The 19,220-nt window shown below is 42.3% G+C and carries 14 protein-coding genes, 2 pseudogenes and 1 riboswitch; of the genes and pseudogenes, 5 read left to right on the top strand and 11 right to left on the bottom strand.

Translation table 11 applies throughout. From position 1 onward, the window contains the following. The first annotated feature begins 577 nt into the window (after window positions 1-577). Window positions 578-1,234, top strand: coding sequence for a sigma-70 family RNA polymerase sigma factor (locus myaer_RS21050; RefSeq protein ID WP_046663542.1), 657 nt, complete (start codon window positions 578-580; stop codon window positions 1,232-1,234). A 113-nt stretch (window positions 1,235-1,347) separates the two neighbouring features. Beyond that, on the top strand, window positions 1,348-1,899 hold the full coding sequence (locus tag myaer_RS21045) for an anti-sigma factor family protein (RefSeq protein WP_046663541.1): 552 nt from the start codon (window positions 1,348-1,350) through the stop codon (window positions 1,897-1,899). A 4-nt stretch (window positions 1,900-1,903) separates the two neighbouring features. Here myaer_RS21045 and myaer_RS21040 read toward each other — a convergent pair. The 3 genes and pseudogenes from myaer_RS21040 to ltrA form a co-directional block, all read right to left on the bottom strand. Beyond that, window positions 1,904-2,608 (bottom strand): annotated as a pseudogene (locus tag myaer_RS21040) (acetate/propionate family kinase); the annotation flags it as partial. Then, window positions 2,586-3,899: pseudogene (locus myaer_RS21035) on the bottom strand (RNA-guided endonuclease TnpB family protein). The pseudogenes myaer_RS21035 and myaer_RS21040, both read right to left, overlap by 23 nt. A gap of 46 nt (window positions 3,900-3,945) precedes the next feature. Then, window positions 3,946-5,706, bottom strand: a complete 1,761-nt coding sequence (ltrA, locus tag myaer_RS21025; RefSeq protein ID WP_052734211.1) for a group II intron reverse transcriptase/maturase — start codon at window positions 5,704-5,706, stop codon at window positions 3,946-3,948. 731 nt (window positions 5,707-6,437) lie between these two features. Here ltrA and myaer_RS21020 point away from each other — a divergent pair. Beyond that, on the top strand, window positions 6,438-7,427 hold the full coding sequence (locus myaer_RS21020) for a transposase family protein (RefSeq protein WP_046660511.1): 990 nt from the start codon (window positions 6,438-6,440) through the stop codon (window positions 7,425-7,427). A 619-nt stretch (window positions 7,428-8,046) separates the two neighbouring features. Further along, entirely contained in the window at window positions 8,047-8,403 is a 357-nt protein-coding gene (gene trxA, locus myaer_RS21010; RefSeq protein WP_046663538.1) for a thioredoxin, read from the top strand. A 66-nt stretch (window positions 8,404-8,469) separates the two neighbouring features. Here trxA and dprA read toward each other — a convergent pair whose 3' ends face one another. The 6 genes from dprA to myaer_RS20980 all read right to left on the bottom strand — a co-directional run bounded on the left by dprA (window position 8,470) and on the right by myaer_RS20980 (window position 14,206). Then, window positions 8,470-9,618, bottom strand: coding sequence for a DNA-processing protein DprA (dprA, locus tag myaer_RS21000; RefSeq protein ID WP_046663536.1), 1,149 nt, complete (start codon window positions 9,616-9,618; stop codon window positions 8,470-8,472). A gap of 310 nt (window positions 9,619-9,928) precedes the next feature. Continuing rightward, the gene (gene cobI / locus myaer_RS20995) at window positions 9,929-10,633 is read right to left on the bottom strand and encodes a precorrin-2 C(20)-methyltransferase (RefSeq protein ID WP_046663535.1); all 705 of its coding nucleotides are present in this window, start codon (window positions 10,631-10,633) and stop codon (window positions 9,929-9,931) included. Further along, entirely contained in the window at window positions 10,630-11,256 is a 627-nt protein-coding gene (locus myaer_RS20990; protein WP_046663534.1) for a precorrin-8X methylmutase, read from the bottom strand. The genes cobI and myaer_RS20990 overlap by 4 nt, the downstream gene beginning before the upstream one ends. A gap of 9 nt (window positions 11,257-11,265) precedes the next feature. Continuing rightward, window positions 11,266-12,681, bottom strand: a complete 1,416-nt coding sequence (cobG, locus tag myaer_RS20985) for a precorrin-3B synthase (protein ID WP_046663533.1) — start codon at window positions 12,679-12,681, stop codon at window positions 11,266-11,268. A 54-nt stretch (window positions 12,682-12,735) separates the two neighbouring features. After that, window positions 12,736-12,897: riboswitch (cobalamin riboswitch) on the bottom strand. Then, window positions 12,866-13,501, bottom strand: coding sequence for a hypothetical protein (locus myaer_RS21265; RefSeq protein WP_046663532.1), 636 nt, complete (start codon window positions 13,499-13,501; stop codon window positions 12,866-12,868). (Overlaps the previous riboswitch by 32 nt.) A gap of 57 nt (window positions 13,502-13,558) precedes the next feature. After that, a complete protein-coding gene (locus myaer_RS20980; protein WP_046663531.1) occupies window positions 13,559-14,206 on the bottom strand; it encodes a hypothetical protein in 648 nt (215 codons plus the stop codon). A gap of 63 nt (window positions 14,207-14,269) precedes the next feature. Here myaer_RS20980 and cbiE point away from each other — a divergent pair, with 63 nt between their 5' ends. Next, window positions 14,270-15,538 carry a precorrin-6y C5,15-methyltransferase (decarboxylating) subunit CbiE gene (cbiE, locus tag myaer_RS20975; protein WP_080949794.1) on the top strand — a complete coding sequence of 423 codons (1,269 nt, stop codon included), beginning with the start codon at window positions 14,270-14,272 and terminating at the stop codon, window positions 15,536-15,538. 251 nt (window positions 15,539-15,789) lie between these two features. On the opposite strand, the gene myaer_RS20970 is transcribed toward cbiE, so the two are convergent. Both myaer_RS20970 and myaer_RS20965 read right to left on the bottom strand, forming a co-directional pair. Beyond that, entirely contained in the window at window positions 15,790-16,224 is a 435-nt protein-coding gene (locus myaer_RS20970; RefSeq protein WP_046663530.1) for an endonuclease domain-containing protein, read from the bottom strand. A 293-nt stretch (window positions 16,225-16,517) separates the two neighbouring features. Continuing rightward, window positions 16,518-18,872 carry a GUN4 domain-containing protein gene (locus myaer_RS20965; protein ID WP_235614784.1) on the bottom strand — a complete coding sequence of 785 codons (2,355 nt, stop codon included), beginning with the start codon at window positions 18,870-18,872 and terminating at the stop codon, window positions 16,518-16,520. Between the last annotated feature and the right edge of the window lie 348 nt (window positions 18,873-19,220).

Here is a 19,220-nt window from a genome sequence, read left to right as displayed (position 1 = left end):
TTTTTCGTCTCCCCCTTGCGGGTTTGACTTCTTTGTTATAGAATTGCTTCTAAACGAGGCTGTTTTACTTGGCTTTCAAACTATTGTTTTGTCTAGGTTCCAGCGTCGTTTGTTTCGCTTCGCTTTCGCTTTGCTTCAACCGCGCATTTACCAATGTATCTAACTTCCCCAGGTTTGTCAACCCCTTTTGGCAAAATTTTTTGATCTTTTTTCTATCCCTTGCTACATCAGCCTTTCGGCTATTTCCCCTTTTTCTGGCGGGGTATTTTTGTATAGTAATTTTGTTCTAATTAGCTCTTGATGGTGGTGACAGCGTTTCTCATAAGTGGGAACTGTTTAGGCATCAAATAGGGATGCAATGGCTGAAATAACTGCTTAGTAAGGTTTTTAGCCCCGTGGCCGAACGAGATTGAATGCCCCGCTCAAATCCCAGTCCAGCAACTACCAACCTGATTCAGATCGGTTCGATCAGTTAGAATCAAGATATAGAAAAAAAATTATTTATTTTCGGGAACCTTTGCTAACTTCTCCCGTCCTCAAGCCCTGAGTGAGGAGTTTATACCCTTGAGGAAATCCCATGAGTCAATCGATTCCAGCATCTTGGTCACTTGAGGCCAAAAAGTCTCAAAACCCCTTGTCCCCTGACAAACTCTCCAACTACGATCTGATTGCACGCTGTCAGGAAGGGTGCCAGCCCGATCGAGCAGCCTTTGCGGAACTGCTGCGGCGCTATCAGGCTCATGTTGATAAATTACTCTATCATTTGGCTCCCGATTGGCAAGATCGCGCCGATTTGGCTCAAGAGGTCTGGATTCGCGTCTATCGCAATATTAACCGTCTCCATGAACCCCTCAAGTTCCGTGGTTGGTTAAGTCGCATTGCTACCAATCTTTTTTACGACGAATTGCGGAAACGCAAGCGGGTTAATCACCCCATTTCTCTGGATGCTCCCCGGCGCGTGGAAGATGGCGAAATCGATTGGGATATCGAGTCCGATTACCCCAGTCCCGATGAACATCTCACCACCCACGAATTCTACGATCAATTACAGGCTGCGATCGCTGATTTACCAGAAGCTTTTCGGACAACTATTATTCTCCGAGAAATTGAAGGCATGGCCTACGAAGAAATTGCCGAGATCACAGGAGTTTCTTTAGGAACTGTTAAATCTCGCATTGCTCGCGCTCGCGCTAAATTACAATCTGTTTTACAGCCCTATTTTACGGAAGGCTAAGGAAAATTGTGGTGATTCGGCACTAAGGGTCGAAGTGAGGAGTCGTTAAAGTTAACTAGCTACGTGCTGGTGAAAAGTGATTGTATACCGATCGCTTCTGGTCGAGGTCAACCATGAATAATTATCAACCCGAAGACGTTCAATGGATCAAGTCTTTGTTACGTCACGATGAGGGCGATTCCAACCCCGCAACCGAGGATATTTTATTCTTAGATGAGGATAACGAAGAAGCTCATCGTTTCGATTTAATTAGCGCCTATATTGATAACGAAGTAACGGTAGAGGAAAGGAAGCTAGTTCAGCATTGGTTAGACCATGATGCTGCCGCTAAAAAACTCTATCGGCAGCTCTTGGGATTACAAACTAATTTAAAGCAAATCCCCGTACCGGTTGCTATGGCCGGCGACCGATTGGCAGAACAGGTGTTCAGAAAAGTCGATGGTCAGCGTCGTCGGCAATATTATGTTTATGGTGGCGCAATTTTTACCGCTATGGCGATCGCTGTTAGTTCCTACTTCATCTCGGGACGCAATGATCCCCTCTCCCAAATGGCGAGCGGGCCGGGAAGTATTAGCCAAGAGGGAGACCATTTGATGATTGCTCTCAACCATCCGATTATGGAGATTCCCACAACGGAACAGCCAAAAGAGAATGGCCAAAGGTAAGGAGCTATGGGGATAAATGCCAGCATTCTCTTGCGATCGCCGAATCTTCCGCCGTAGCAATTACCATCACTCTTACTTTAGATGTGTCGGTGGCGATATCCTCATCGCGGGGATGGGCGGCATTTTTAGCCAAATCTAACTCTAAACCCAAAAAAGACCAGCCTTGACTGGCTTTTTCCCGTACTAAAGCTGAATTTTCGCCGATTCCTGCCGTAAATACCAACACATCCAACCCCTCCAGAGAAGCAATCATCGATCCGATTAAACTTTTCAGACGATGAATATACATCTCAAATGCTAATTTTGCCCTCTGGTTGCCTTCGGCCATTGCCGTCGTAATTGCCCGCATATCCCCAGAAATACCCGAAATTTCCTTTAAACCAGATTCTTTATGCAGTAAAATCTTTAAAATATCGGGATTATATTGGTATTCTCGCTCTAGATAAATCAGAATCACTGGATTGATCGTACCGCTGCGGGTTCCCATCATCAATCCCTCTAGGGGAGTAAATCCCATAGTGGTATCGATACTTTTACCCCCCTTGACTGCCGATAGGGAAGCACCATTGCCCAGATGACAGATCACCATTTTCAAGGATTCTAGGGGTTTTCCCAACAATTCGGCGGCCCGTTGCGAGCAGTACTGATGACTGGTGCCATGGAAACCATAGCGACGGATTCCCAGTTCAGTCCATTGGCAGGGAATGGGTTGACACTCCCCGAAGCACTGAAGCGAGGGATTCTTCATTCACGGGGAGATGCCTTGCAAAAGCAGTGCCTTTACTTGGTCTTACTCTCCCTCCAGAAGCAGTAGCGGTATGCCCTACCGCCAAAATTCGTAAACCTTCATCTCGAATATTCTTAGCGGCATTGATGTCTCTATCGTGGGTTTCTCCACACTTAGGACATTGCCAACTACGAATATCTAAACTCAAACTATCAACACGATTTAAGCAGTTACTACAAGTCTTGGAACTAGGAAAAAATCTATTTACTTCAAGATAAATTTTCCCTTCCCATTCAGCTTTATATTTCAACATGGTACAGAATTGACCCCAACCAGCATCACTAATTGACTTGGCTAGATTTTGATTCTTGATCATGTTTCTGACTGCCAGATTTTCTATCACTATGACTTGGTTTTCGTCAACTAATTTACGACTTAGTTTGTGCAGAAAATCTTCACGACAACGAACAATTTTAGAGTGAACTTTAGCAACTTTAACTCTAGCTTTATTGCGGTTGTTAGACCCTTTTTGCTTGCGACTAAGTTTCTTTTGTCTCCTCGCTAATCTCTGTTCGTACTTACGGTAGTATTGAGGATTCCCGTGTTTAGTCCCATCTGATGTAATAGCAAAATGGGTTAGTCCAACGTCTATCCCGATAGTTTTTCCTTCTGTTAATTTTTGGGGTAAATCCTGACCATCATCATAAAGACAAGATGCGAAATATTCTCCTGATGGATTAACTGAAACCGTAACAGACTTTAAGTCTCCCTCTGGTTGCCGTGAAACTTGGCAATGGACTTCACCAATTTTAGGTAAGTACCTAAGCAACATTAATTACACATTTCGATAAAGCTTTTGCCTCTTGCCTATTGCCTCTTGCCTATCTTCACTAGGAAATTTATTTTGCACGACTACTTAATACCAGAACATCATTTTTTAACTTACAGTGCTGAGGAAATCTAATCGACTGCCTATTCTGTTTTTTCTTGAAGTTAGGATATTTAGCTCTACCTTCAAAAAAGTTAAGGAAAGCACTAGAAAGATTTAAAGCGGCTTGTTGTAATACCTGCGATGGTACTTCGCTTAACCACTCATACTTTTTTTTAGGGAAGGCAGCAGCTTAATTATTTCGTCTCTGCTTAATCCTTTTCCAGTTTGCTTGTAAGTTTCGGATGTCAAGTTTAGAGCGTAATTGTAAAACCATCTAGCACAGCCAAACGACTTGGCAAGCAAAACGGATTGCTCACTGGTCGGTTGCCCTAAGCCAGATATGTCACCATTCTGGCTCGGCTTCAAAACGGTGCGTGAGACTTTCACCTCACACCGCTCCTCTCTCCAATGGCTCTTTGTCATGAGTACCAGTTTTATCTAATGCAGTTTTAGAATCGTGGCAATGTCGATGGAGTAACTGTTTATTATCTCGATTGTTTTTACCCCCTTTTGATTTAGGGATAATGTGGTCGGTTTCGAGTATGTCTCCATCTTGGAAATATAGTCCACAATATGCACAACGTCCTTGCTGTCTTTTGAGTAGAATAGCTTTTTCTGGTGGCATTTCTGGGTGTTTACCCATTCGACTACTCCAGTATATTAAATCCCCATCATAGGGACTTTTATCCCCTTTCACCTTGACGTATCTTACGATTTTTGTATCTAGGTGTCTTGCCAGTTTGAAGGGGTTTTTACCTCCTCTTGTGCTGAATACCCAATTATCTTTTCCCTCAGTATGCCAATATTTACGCATTATCCAAGTTTTGTTTTTCATTGGGTGTCGTCTGTATGCCCATCTCTTGAGTTTTTCAAAGAAGTAGTAATCACAATCTGTGAATGTTTTTGAGCTTACTACTGATGAATAGTAATTGCTCCATCCTCTAATGATTGGATTGAGTCGTTTGATTAAGGCATCCTGTGGGGATGACTTCTGACTATTTACTACTTCTCCCAATTTCTTTAGATGGGACTTGACTTTTTCAGCACTAGGCTTGATTAGGGTTTTAAAACCTAGTTTGACTCCTTTACTACTTTTTGCCCCGTGATGTTTTCCGACTTGGTATTGCCTGATGTTGAATCCGAGAAAATCAAATCCAACGTAATCATCATAAGTTTCAAGAGTATGGGATATTCTTGTTTTACTAGGCTTCAGTTCTAGCCCCATTTCTGCTAACCATTGTTTAATGATTTCTTGACATTCCTTTATTACCTTTAAATCTTCGTGCAGGATAACAAAATCATCTGCATATCTGATTAGGGTTAAGGCTTGTTCATTTTTGGATTTATTGCCTTTCAGAGTTTTTGCATATTGCTTAACTCTTTCTTCCATGCCGTGTAAGGCTATGTTAGCTAGTAAAGGGGAGATTACACCTCCCTGTGGTGTGCCTTCATTGGTAGGGAATAGGTTTTTTCCATCCATGACTCCACTCTTTAGCCATGCTTTGATTTGTTGTCTTAGCTTGGGGTAAGTTTGAAGTTTTGTCAGTAGTTTCTGGTGGTTTATTTTATCAAAGCATTTACTTATGTCCGCATCTAGCACATATTTGGGCTTTTTGTTGATGCTTATGTAGATTGCTCCGATTGCGTCATGGGCTGAACGTGCTGGTCTAAATCCATAACTGTTAGGTTCAAATTTTGCTTCCCATTCGGGTTCTAATGCCAGTTTTACTAAGGCTTGTAATGCCCGTTCGTACATGGTGGGAATCCCTAGAGGTCGCTTTTCATCCGTATTGGGTTTTGGTATCCATACTCTACGAGTTGGTTTTGATTTATTGCCAGGTTTTAGATTATTGACAAGTGCCATTCTTTGTTTGGGTGTTAAGGATTTTATCCCATCTACCCCTGCGGTTTTCTTGCCTTGATTATCTTGGCTAACCCGTCTGACGGCTATCAGTTTGGCGTACCAGCTTTTTAGGAGTAGCCTTTGTAATTTGTGGACTAATTTGACATCACCCCGTTGACTGGCTTTGAATATTCTTTTTGATAACTTAAAAACACATCTTTCAGCTTTTCGCCAGTTGATGTCCTTCCATTCATACATCGGTTTTGTTGCCGTGTTCATAACTTTTTCATTACTACTTAAGACCATTCATTCCATTGAACAGTGTGTACGTCAGCATATCCTTATCTATTACAGATAGGCGTTGGCTTCTTACACAATCCTTTCCTATATGAGTCTTACGCTGGTTACTACTTAGATTTCGACCTATCTAAGAGATTCATAAGGATTACTTCGTTCCCAACAACCGTATTCCTAACTTTAGTGTCTTCCTCTATACCGAAGCTGTGTAGATGATTCTGGTTGAACTCTATCTTTTCCCAGTACGTTAGCTTGTTAACATTTTGTTGCCAGCCAATAATCTGTGTAGGCTAGGTTTCAGTGACGATACTTCTGACGGAAGTTCTTATTCATACACATAGTTAGATGCTAGACAGGTTTTGATGTCAGATTCATCTTTACTGCCATTTAACCCCGCTTTTCCCATTTTGATGACCGTTCTCCACAGGAAGGGGTTATGCTGTCACTCCATCATCTGGAGGGAAGGACTTTCACCTTCACGGTTATTGAGTTATCAAGGTTCTCAACCTTGTCCTACCCACGTCTGTTAGACTTTTGGTAGGAACGAGTCGCACGATAGATTCTGTACTTAAACGCTTTTAACATTTTGTTTATCAAACCATATTTACTATGATAAACTATGCAAGGCTAAACTGTCAAGGATTTAATCGTGCTTCGCTGTTTTATATTAGACCTCTCCATAATTTAATTAAATCACAATATATAGGATATAATAAAACAAATAGTAACTCAAAAAAGCCATGAAAAACTACACTTGGGAATACATTCAAAAATATCCGAAACAAACTAAAAGACTATTAGGAATTGACTACCAACAACTAGAACAACTGATGGCACTTGGAAAACTTATACATCGGAAAAACCAATCAGAAATCGAAAAAACCAAAATTAGGATTAATCAACCAGGAAGCGGAACACCTCCTAAATTATCAGAAGAGGAACAAATTGTTCTAATGTTGGTTTATTTAAGACATCATCTAAGCTTTCAAATCTTAGGACTAATATTTCAAGTGAGTGAATCAACGGCTCATAATATCTTTACCTATTGGCAAAAACTTTTTGAAGGAGAGTTACCGCCAAGTTTGTTAGAACAAATAAAGAAGTGCCAAGAAGAGGAAATAATAATTGAACAATTAAGGGATTATGAGTTGATTGTCGATAGCGCAGAACAGCCCGTGGAGAGGCCGACCGATTATCAAGAACAAAAAATATATTATTCGGGAAAGCAAAAAAGACATACTTTAAAAAGTCAATTTATTGTCTTGCCAAAAGCTGAAGATATTGTTGATGTAGTTATTGGTCAACCTGGTCCGACGAGCGACATAAAAATCTGTCGGCAAACTTTAAGCAAATTCGATTCTCAACAAACTTTTATTGGAGATAAAGCTTACCTAGGAGAAAATCAAATCAGAACTCCTGATAAAAAACCTAAGAATGGAGAATTAACCGAGAATCAAATTAAAGAAAATAAAGTTTTATCATCTCGGCGAATTTTTGTTGAGCATTTAATTCGAGTTGTCAAAGTATTTAAAGTAGTTCAAGAAAGATTTAGATTAAATAAAAGTCGATATAAATCGGTTTTACTGACCGTTTGTGGCTTAGTAAGGTTGAGAATTAGTGCGCTAATTTTAGAAGTAATAGAAGGGGAGCAATCAGGGGAAGTAATTGACGTTATAATTAGCCATAGTTTTCCGTCAAAATTGGATTTTGTCTCTTCAAACCCTGATTAATCGGTTTTGAGAGCTAATTTTGACTCTTGGTCTAATCTGCCTCTCTTCCTTGCTGTGACTGACTTATAAATTTTTGGAGAGGTCTATTGGTCGGGGCTTCGGCCGTGAGATCAGCGTTCGACAAAAGCTCACGCCGATGTCGGAACGGTTTCATCCCGTCAGTACGAGGGTCTTCACCCCGACATTTTTGATAAACAACTTTTTTGACTGCTCGATCCCGCATTTAAGACCAGAATTTTCATAGAAAAGCTCAATTAGGAGGTGGCTTGTGCCAATCATAATCAAACTCAGGTTAAGCCTAGATAAAATCGATGACTTTTGGGGTTTTTCTTCAAGAAAATTTTATCTGGCTCCCATCACCCATGCTTGACTCCGGCAATATTACAAAACTTTATCAAAAAAAAGTCAAAATAGAGCCTCTAGGGTTATAAAATAGAAGAATGCCCCTTGTGAAATTGATCCAAGAAGCTACCTCTGATGCAAGTTAAGGCCTTTACATTGGATTTAGAGCTAGTTCTCGTCCTTTTCACCAGTGGAATGTCAACATCGCACCACGAATCTCTAGAATGAAATTTTTGCGTATTCTAGATAACCGTGATTACTAGAGGATTTCTTAAGTATGTCAGAGGTTCCTGCAGTTACAGATGCCAACTTTAAAGTCGAAGTTTTAGATAGTACCGACCTTGTCCTAGTGGATTTCTGGGCTCCTTGGTGCGGTCCTTGTCGAATGGTGGCTCCCGTTGTCGCAGAAATTGCCGAAATGTTCATAGGGAAAGTCAAGGTGGTGAAACTCAACACCGACGAAAACCCCAATATCGCTAGTCAGTACGGGATTCGCAGTATTCCTACTCTGATGATTTTCAAAGGAGGTCAAAAAGTTGATATGGTGGTCGGGGCTGTACCGAAAACCACTTTAGCTAATACCATAGATAAACACCTGAAACCTGATGATCCTCAAAAGGGGTCAAAAAGTTGATCTAGTGGTCGGGGCTGCACCGAAAACCACTTTAGCTAATACCATAAATAAGCATTTGGGGGTTAACTAGGTTTTCTGGTAACGCATACCGGGTAACTGAGTCACTAAACCTATTAATTCTAATTCCAATAAAATCCCCGCCACTTCTGAGGTGGGGATTTGCATTTTTTGAACAATAATGTCAAACAACAGGGCATCTCTGTCAAATAACTGATACACTTGTGCTAGTCTAGGTTCTAGATTGACTGGAGGAGCAGCATTAACGGCCGGGGATGTCTCTAGAGGGAGTGAAGGGGAGAGATTAAGCGGTGCAGATTGGTTCGTGGTGGGAATTGCCCCCAACATTTCTAATAATTTCTCCTCAGAAACGATAATTTCTGCCCCCTGATGAATCAGTTGTAAACAACCTCTAGCGGCAGCAATATCGGGAGAATTGGGTAAAGCATAGATATCGCCGCCAAATTCGTTAGCATAACTAGCTGTAATCAGGGAGCCAGACCTTTCGGGGGCCTCGATAACAATAGTCGCGCGACTTAAACCAGCGATAATGCGATTACGACTGGGAAAATGGGCTTTATTCGGCTGAGTTGCGGCGGGATGTTCACTAATGACTAAACCCTGCTTTTGGATGTCCGCGTGTAGCTGCCGATGACGACTAGGATAAACCACATCGACCCCTGTTCCCAAGACGGCAATCGTCCTTCCCCCGGCTTTTAAACAGCTTTGGTGTGCCTCGCCATCAATTCCTTCGGCCATGCCAGAAACAATAGTAAATCCCTGTTGGGCCAAAAGGGTACTTAAGCGCCGCGCCCAGCGCCTGCCGTGATCCGTGGGGTTACGAGTACCCACAATGGCGACGGTGGGGATATTTCCCTGATTTTCCTCTAAATTGACCTTTCCTTGATAGTAAAGTAAGGGGGGAGGACTGGGAATTTCCCGGAGAAAGCGGGGATATTCTGGGTCGCTAGGAGTCCAAAAAAGGGGATTTTTCTGGATATGTTCGGCGAAAAGAGCTTCTGGGTCAATTTGCGATCGCCCTTCCCGTACGGCTACCATTAACTTTTTGCCAAATCCCGCCCCTTCTGCGATCGCAGAATCGGAGGCATTCCAGGCCACAGCGACACTGCCAAAATGTTGATAGAGTCGCTTCAGGGAAATTGGCCCAACTCCAGCAATACTTGACCATGCTAACCAATAAACGCGATCGTCTGTCAATTTGAAAAGCTCCTCAAACCAAGTAATATTTTCAGTCAGTTTTAACCAACTGCGGCCAGATGACCTTAATTTATTTTAATCATGCCGGAATCCCTTCCATTAGTTGTTGAGGTATTGTTGAGCCTCGTCGTGGGCGTAGCGTCGCCGTCAACCCCCCCCGCGCATTAGCTTTTCGGTGGGATGCTTACAGGCAGCTGCTGATACATTTGTCATCATTTAAGAGTCACTGATAATTGCTGATTGTCGGTATTTCTGCAAATGTGAGATGCACTCGGTAGGGGATAGAGAATTTAACTTAGTGTCTATAGAGTTATTGCGGTTTAGTTTTACTAGGAATCAGAATTAATGACCAGTAAGTAGCAGCCTCTGGATCGACTTCTGTAATCGGAATAATTTGCTGATTGGGTAAGGTTGCTCGTTCGATGTAGAGGGCGCGTTCTAATAATCCTAATTCCTCGAGAATATCGCGAACTTTAGCGAAATGTCTGCCTAATTTAATAATCGCTGCTGCATCGATAAAGGCTAGGCGATCCCGCAATATTTCCGCCTTTAAAGTAGCGGGCATAATACTAAATACGTCATTTCGATAAGTGATAGGTACACCCAGCATTGCTGCACTTGCCATCACTGAAGAAATACCCGGCACGACTTCAATGGAAAAGCGATCGCACAAGCGATTAAAGATATACATAAACGTGCCATACAACATCGGATCGCCCACACATAAAACCGCCACATCTCGACCTAAGTTTAAATGTTCGGCGATATTTTCGGCGGCAATATCATAATGAGGTTGAGAACTGCGCTCGACACTAAAAGGTAAAGGCATGGGAATTTCTATCTGCTCGGGACGGATAAAATCCGACACAATTGCCCGTGCCAAAACTTTGCCACTTTCTAAGGTAGGATAGGCAATTACCGGAACAGTTGTGAGAATTCGGTGTGCTTTTAGCGTCAACAATTCGGGATCACCGGGCCCGATTCCTAATCCATAAAGTTTGCCTAATTTATTCATAATTCGTTCTCTTTTGCTAAAGCATTGACTGCTGCTGCTGCGATTGCGCTTCCTCCCCTGCGTCCGTGCAGGGTAATAAATGGCACGCCACGACTATTAGTTGCTAATTCTATTTTCGACTCTGCCGCTCCTACAAATCCCACGGGAAAGCCTAAAATCAAAGCCGGTTTATCTACATTTTGATCGAGCAATTCTAGCAGGCGAAAAAGTGCGGTTGGTGCATTACCAATGGCCACCACTGCTCCAGCTAAATGACGTCGCCAAAGTTCTAAAGCGGCAGCGGAGCGAGTATTATTAATTTGCCGTGCTAATTCGGTCACTTCTGGATGATTGAGGGTACAAATAATCGGATTATTTTTAGGTAAACGGGCTTTGGTAATGCCATTAGCGACCATTTGAGAATCACAGAGAATTGCTGCACCCCCAGCGAGGGCATTTCGTCCGATTTTAACTGCATCCGGTGATGCTTCTAAATCTTCTGTTATGTCTGTCATCCCACAGGAATGAATTAGACGAACCGCCACATGAGCTAAATCATCGGGGAGATTTTCCCAGTTAGTTTCAGCCCGAATAATAGCAAAAGATTTGCGGTAAATTTCCTCACCATTCTTAATGTATTCCATTCTATTTATCTAAATTTTCGATTTTTGGGAGCTTAAAATTTGGGCTATGAGGGGGGGAATCTTGGTAAATTCTCCCTCAAATATGGGTGTTTCTAAGAATTTTTGACTATCACCCATATAGACTTGATAAGCTTCTAGTATTTGGCCATTTTCCTCGATGGTAGTTCCTAAAAGGGTAATTTCGGCCGGACCCGGTTGAGCGCAGGATTTAGCACAACCTGTCAAGTGAATATTAACAGGAGAATTGCAGGTTAAGTGTTCTTTCAAATAATCTGCCAAGAGAGAAGCATGAATTTGAGTTGCAGTGGCCGCCGCCGCACAGCCCGGTTTACCGCTACAGGCAACTATCCCCGCATCCCATCCGGGAGAAGCGGATAATCCTAAGGATGCCAGTTTTGGCAACAATTCTGAGACTTTTTCATCGGGAATATCGGGTAATATAACAGTCTGCCAAGGGGTTAATCGTAACTGACCACTGCCAAAAGTTTCTGATAGTGCCGCTAATCCCCATAGTTGATTAGCCGTCAATTGTCCTAATCTTAATGATAGACCAATATAAGATAATCCTGGTTGCTTTTGAGGATGAATTCCCAGATGAAAATAGGGTTGAGTAGAATGGGCAGCCTGCTGGTATTCTTGCCCTTGTATTATGCCGGTAGAAGTCCGATGTAATTGGTAGTTAACTTGTTCGAGATATTTTGTCAATCCCCAATCTTTGAGCAGGTGTTTCATCCGAGGTTTTTTACCCTTGATATTGGGGTTTTGTTGAACATAATCGATATAAACTGTGACTAAAGCTTTGACCACAGCTAAACAGTTTTCTGGCTCAATTAATAAGTCCGTGTCATATAATTGTTTATCTCCTCCGAGGGCTAATCGAAAGCAAAGAATAGAAGTTAAATTTTTCGGATTATTGAGGACAATTGCTGATAGCTGAATCTCATTATAGCGGTGTTGCCAGGCCATAGTTGAACCGGTGCCAATTCCCACTGCACCACCGCCATCGATGCCGATACTAAATTTAGGACTTAGTTGGGCAATTGATGGATAATTTTGGATAAAATTATCTAATTCTTGGACTAATGGACGAGTATCGATCGATTCTTGACAGTCAATTCCAGCCGTGGGACTGGACATGATATTACGCAGATGATCGATACTGGGATTATGGGCGGCTAACCCTAATTTTTGCAGGGTTTGAAATTCTTCTAAACTGGGGGATTTTTGCAGTCCGCGAATTTGCAGATTTGCCCGATTGGTAACTTGTATTGTCGTCTGCCATTGTTCGAGCCAAGTGGCGATCGCTTTTCCCTGTGGAGAATTGAGCCATCCACCGGGGGTGCGGAGACGAATTAAAAACCCATCCTGGGCAGCAGTTCCATAAAATAAACCAGGACAAGCATTTGCTTCAACTAACCAATTCACCGTTGTTTGTTCTCCATGCGACGCAGAGAAGTAGTTAGAAAATATTTGTCTATCTACCGATTAAAAACTTGTAATTGGCATTCTGACTCGCAAGGAAAAAGGGAAGATGTACTCTTTTTACTTTTTACTTGATTACAGCTGCGGCACAGTACCAGAATCGCACTGGACTTTCCCAAAGACAAGCTTAAGGATCATACCACGTTTTCGGTTGAAACTCAGTATCGTTAAGAATTGCTACATTTTCCCCCCTTTGTGCCAAGACAAATAAACCTTGACGATAGGCATATTTATCTGCTCCTTCTTCGATTTCAATGCCTGCTACTGCCCCATATAATTGTTTCTGGTTATATTCTGGGAAAAATTGCCTAAATTCTGTTAGATTCTTGATTAATTCTTTGACATCATCTACACTTAAACTACTTTTGACTTCCACTACCAGCACATGATTTTCATTAGTTACTAACACATCAATTTCTAGGGTTTTACCGTCGAGACGTTTTCTGACTCTTTGACTAACTTGATGTACGGGAATCTGACGATTTAAAAATAAAGTCTCACAAGCTGGAGCTACCATATTTTCGACAAAACGTCCCCATTTACCGCCAAGATTACCAATTTCTTTACTGAGTCTAGTAATTTGGCGATCGGTTTTTAAAGATTGTTCTTTGAGAATCCGCTCGGTTTCTAACGATTGTTCTTTGAGAATCCGCTCGGTTTCTTGAAAGCGTCGCTCGGTTTCTTGAAAGCATCTTTCTGTCTCTTTTTGAGCTTCTACTAATTCGGCTAATAATTTCCAAACGTCATCGGCGGTGGTGGTCATAATTTTTCATCTGAATTAACTTGACAATAACTTGATTATATCTTGTTTTTAAAGCCCCTACCACGTTTTCGGTTGAAACTCAGTATCGTTAAGAATCGCTACATTTTCTCCCCTTTGTGCCAAGACAAATAAACCTTGACGATAGGCATATTTATCCGCTCCCTCTTCGATTTCAATGCCTGCTACTGCCCCATATAATTGTTTCTGGTTATATTCTGGGAAAAATTGCCTAAATTCTGTTAGATTCTTGATTAATTCTTTGACATCATCTACACTTAAACTACTTTTGACTTCCACTACTAGCACATGATTCTCATTAGTTACTAACACATCAATTTCTAGGGTTTTACCGTCGAGACGTTTTCTGACTCTTTGACTAACTTGATGTACGGGAATATCACGATTTAAAAATAAAGTCTCACAAGCTGGGGCTACCATATTTTCGACAAAACGTCCCCATTTACCTCCAAGATTACCAATTTCTTGACTGACTCTGGTAATTTGGCGATCGGTTTTTAAAGATTGTTCTTTGAGAATGCGCTCGGTTTCTTGAAAGCGTCGCTCGGTTTTTAAAGATTGTTCTTTGAGAACACGCTCGGTTTCTTGAAAGCGTCGCTCGGTTTCTTGAAAGCATCTTTCTGTTTCTTTTTGAGCTTCTACTAATTCGGCTAATAATTTCCAAACATCATCGGCGGTGGTGGTCATAATTTTTCATCTCAATTAACTTGGCACTAACCCAATTATATCTTGTTTGAAGGATAGAGCCTGATGGCAGATAATGAAATAGTAGCGATTTTTTTTAATATGGCGGATCGCAATTGTAAGTCGAAATGGCTATCGATCATAGGAATTGGTGAAGATGGCTTAGAAGGTTTAAGTTCGGTGGGGCGAAGTCTGCTTTCTTTAGCATCAGTTATTGTCGGTGGTGAACGTCATCTGGCAATGTTACCCCCTGAGGATCAACGGCAAAAACTGCTCTGGACTTCTCCCATCCAAGACTCTGTTAACGAGATTATCCGCCGTCGTGGTCAATCCGTCTGTGTTTTGGCCAGTGGTGATCCCATGTGCTACGGGATTGGTGTCACCCTCACCCGTCAGATTCCCCTTGAGGAAATGACGATTATTCCCTCTCCTTCTGCCTTCAGTCTTGCCTGTAGTCGTTTGGGTTGGTCCCTGAGTGAAGTGGAAACTTTGAGTTTGTGCGGTCGGCCCCCAGCCTGCTTGAATGGGGTGCTTTATCCCGGCGCTAAACTGCTGGTACTGAGTGCTGATGCCCAGACTCCGGCGCTCGCTGCTCGGCTGCTCAGGGAGGGAGGTTTTGGCGAGAGTTCCATCACGGTTTTAGAACATCTAGGGGGAACCCGAGAACGCCACATTCAAGGCATCGCCAACGATTGGCAGTTTACAGATCTGGCGGATTTAAATGTCATCGCCATTAGCTGCATCTCCTCCCATCCCCCCACCCTGGCGCCGCGCCTTCCAGGACTGCCGGATTCTGCCTACCATCATGACGGACAGTTGACAAAAAGAGAAGTTCGTGCTATCACGCTGAGTAGATTGGCTCCCTTACCCGGACAATTGCTCTGGGATGTGGGGGCAGGTTGTGGTTCCATTGCCATTGAGTGGCTGCGTAGCGATCGCCGTTGCCAGGGGATTGCGATCGAACATCATCCCACCAGATTACAATACATTGCCGATAATGCCGCCGCCCTGGGAACGCTCCATCTGCAAATCGTCGCCGGAATCGCACCGAGTGCCTTGGAAGATTTACCGCAACCGGACGCTATTTTTATTGGTGGCGGTATCACCACACCCCACCTATTGGAAACCTGTTGGTTAGCCCTGCGCCCCGGGGGTCGTCTTGTTGCCAACACTGTTACAATTGAAAGCGAATTAGTCCTCTTGCAATGGCATAGTAAATTAGGAGGGGAACTGCTGCGGATTGGCATTGAAAAAGCCGAACCGGTCGGTAAGTTTTTAGGTTGGAAAGCCATGGCCCCCGTAACCCAGTGGACTGTTCTGAAACCGAGATTGTAAATCCTTGATTTTCTCCTTGATCTCTCTTGTAAAAGTTGTCAATAGAACTTTTTGGGTATTCTTTTCCTCTCTAATTAGTTAGGTGTTAAAAATTGTCAGATCCCCCTTAATAAGGAGGGATCAAAGCCCCCCTTATCAAGGGGGGTTGGGGGGATCAAAGCCCCTTAATAAGGAGGGATCAAAGCCCCCCTTATCAAGGGGGGTTGGGGGGATCAAAGCCCCTTAATAAGGAGGGATCAAAGCCCCCCTTATCAAGGGGGGTTGGGGGGATCAAAGCCCCTTAATAAGGAGGGATCAAAGCCCCCCTTATCAAGGGGGGTTGGGGGGATCAAACTTCCAATTACTCCACAAACTCCCTCAAAATTACTCAAAACTTCTTGATTAGTAAAGCGGATTACTGTTAATCCATAACCTGATAAAATTTGGGTTCTTTCTAAGTCATAGTTCTGAGCATCTTCCCTATTATGAATATCACCATCAATTTCAATCACTAATTTTAATTCGGGGCAATAAAAGTCAACAATAAATTGATCAATCGGTCTTTGACGATGAACTCTATATTGAAAATTTTTTAAGTATTCATACCAAAGTTTTCTTTCAGCTTTGGTCATATTTTTACGGAGTTCTTTGGCTCGTTCTACGAGTTTGGGATTGTAGGGTAGATGATGATGATTGGTTAATTGCATAGGTTTGATCCCCCCAACCCCCCTTGATAAGGGGGGCTTTTTACTGGTTTAAGATGATTGGTTAATTGCATAGGTTTGATCCCCCCAACCCCCCTTGATAAGGGGGGCTTTTTACTGATTTAAGATGATTGGTTAATTGCATAGGTTTGATCCCCCCAACCCCCCTTGATAAGGGGGGCTTTTTACTGGTTTAAGATGATGGGTTAATTGCATAGGTTTGATCCCCCCAACCCCCCTTGATAAGGGGGGCTTTTTACTGGTTTAAGATGTCTAAATCTGTGATATATTACAGGTTACAAGTCGCTGCGCGAGAAAAGAGATACCCTCCACCACACGCGGCGACCAACCCCCCCCCCTGGTGTGCGCCCCACGACCCTCCACCAAGGTGACGGTAGGTATGCGTGTTGACTACCCTCTAATGAAAAAGTTAGCTCATCATAGCTCAACCAGTTTCCGCTCCTGCGCCAACCCACCTCGTCAGCGAATTTTTTATACACATCATAATCGTATTCCCCTGGGACACCACCGCAATCCAGCCAGACTTTTTTCTGCACAGAAAAGCCAAATTTGCTGCCGCTATTATCTACCCAGAGCTTGTCAATGGTGCGTAATTCCTCACAGGGAAAGTTTTCAGCACTTTCTTCATCTAGCCAGCCTTCATCTTCCCTTTTAGCAATTAACAACATTAACCGCGCCGTTTCTTCATCGGCTTCGCGCCATTGGCCATTTTTCAGATAGGTTTCTAGTTGAGTAAAGAGAGAAGTCTGTCGTCTTTGTTCTAAAAATTCCAAACCTCGACGTTTTTTAACAGGTAATTCTCGATAACATCGCTCCGCTAATCCCTGAGCTTTAGGATTAGATTGATTATAAAAATAGACAATAAAATCAGTCGGATTAGTCAATAAAGTTGCATACATAATGCAAGTCTCGTACCAGAGATTTTGTTCCCAATTTTCCCAGAGTAAATTTTCTTGCTTTAACCGTTTAATCTCCAAAGCAATTAAATAGGACTGAAAAAGATTATGGGCAAACTCATAGTATTCATCCTTTTTCAAAATTAACTCGCTCACATGAATTAACCGCTCTACAAAATCCTTAGCCGAAGTGCTTTCAGGATAACCCAATTCCTGAATAAAATTTTGTATAGAACTCAGTAATTCTGAATATTCAATCGTGGTTGTATTTCCCATTTTCAGGGCTAACTGTTGCAATACCCGTTGACGATGATTTTCCTCATTATTATCTAAAATCATATCAATGCCCCTAGCTTGAGGGCGAGTGATCAATTGCAGATCAAAAATTCGGCGAAATAAATCCACTCGTTGCTGAGGTAATTTTTGTTCCGAGCCAAAGTTTGCCCGATGTAACTGTACTATCATATTCAGATTTAAGGGATTTCTCGCTAAGGCTAATAGAGTAGAACTTTCCCCGGAATCATCGAGAGCAAATAACTGATTAATTAAATCCTTTGCTTTATTGTCGGCAGCTTCTTGTTTAGCTTTTAAACTTCTGCTAACTCTGGTTTCCTGCTCTTGCCAGAAATACCATTTATAGACAAAATCATGAATATTTTTATCGGTAAATTCATTAATAAACACCTTTTGTCGAGGTTTATGCTCAGAGCTAAACGCTTGATAGCCTTTGGGACGAGAGGTTAAAATAAAATAGTTTTGGCGAAAATCATGCCACTGTTTGCCAATCCATTGACTGATTTTTTCGGCATATTCGGGTTTAACTTCATCAAAACCATCAAACATCACTAACATTCGCTGACGGGTTAAATGACTTTTAGCCCAGTGCTGAGGTAAATCTAATTCTTGAGAAATATCTTGTTTAAGATGTCGCTCAATTAAGGTTGGTAAATCCAATCCTTCTGTGGTGGTAATCACTTCCTGCCATCTCCGTAAACGTAAAAAGACAGGAATTAAAAAAGGTGCATTTTGTTTCGGTTGTTTTAGAGCGTAGTTATAGGCTAAATGACGCAATAAAGTCGTTTTTCCTCGGCCACCAGGAGCCAGAATTAACAACCGTAAATTTGTCCTCTTTTTAGCCCGTCGCAATAAATCCCAAATATCATCCCCCGTACCTTTAGACTCTTCTTCTGAGCGCAGTTCTAATTGACTCAGATCCAAATTAATAAAAATTTCTTCTAGTTCTGGGGTAGAAAAACCAAAGATTGCATCTTCAATCCCTTCAATATCATCATAACGACAATCTGAATCCCGTAATTTAATTAAATATTTCCCGTCAGGATTAGCTAATTGCCAACGTATTTTTTCCAGTCCTTTGTCTAGCCAAACAAAAAAGCTTAAAGCTGAACCTTTACCATGATTTTTACCTTTGGTTCTTGCTATTTCTAAAAACCCTTGACTCCAGGCTGATCCGTAGGTAAAAAAGCCCGTGACGATAAAGGTGACTCCCCCGACAATAATCGCCTTAACCGTGTCATGTTGACTAAGCCAAGTTAAGATACCTGTAATGCTACCCCCGATAATTGGAAGGGAAGGAGCGGAGGTTCGGAGTTGATGGGCAACAAAAGCAGTGATTTTTCCCGTCCAAACTTGAGCCTGTTCCTTTTCCTGGTCAAAATCTGATTCTTTTTTCTCTTCAGATTCCGATGCTTCCGGCTTTGTGGTTTTATCGTCCATAAACCCCCTTTGATCAACCTCTTCTAATTATACTAGACCCCTTTGGAGTGGTGTTATTGGCTTATAAGTAGGTAGGCGTTAAAAATTATCAGACACCCACCTTATCAAGGGGGGACTAAGGGGGGATCGACACCCCCCTTATCAAGGGGGGACTAAGGGGGGATCGAACCCAAAATCCATTTTAAATTTAATTATAACCAGCTACTTACCATTTTTCAAAAATCAATTAATAAATTCAATTTCAGTTAGGGGAACCGGAAATGTTGCTTTTTTATCCCGATGGACAAGCTTTCACTAGCTATAATCAGGAAAAACAACGAGCGGAACGATTAGCGAACAAACTGCGGG

Source organism: Microcystis aeruginosa NIES-2549 (assembly GCF_000981785.2).
Classification (GTDB): domain Bacteria; phylum Cyanobacteriota; class Cyanobacteriia; order Cyanobacteriales; family Microcystaceae; genus Microcystis; species Microcystis aeruginosa_C.
The sequence above is the reverse complement of the archived record's forward strand: the minus strand, read 5'-3'. Positions and strand labels throughout refer to the sequence as shown.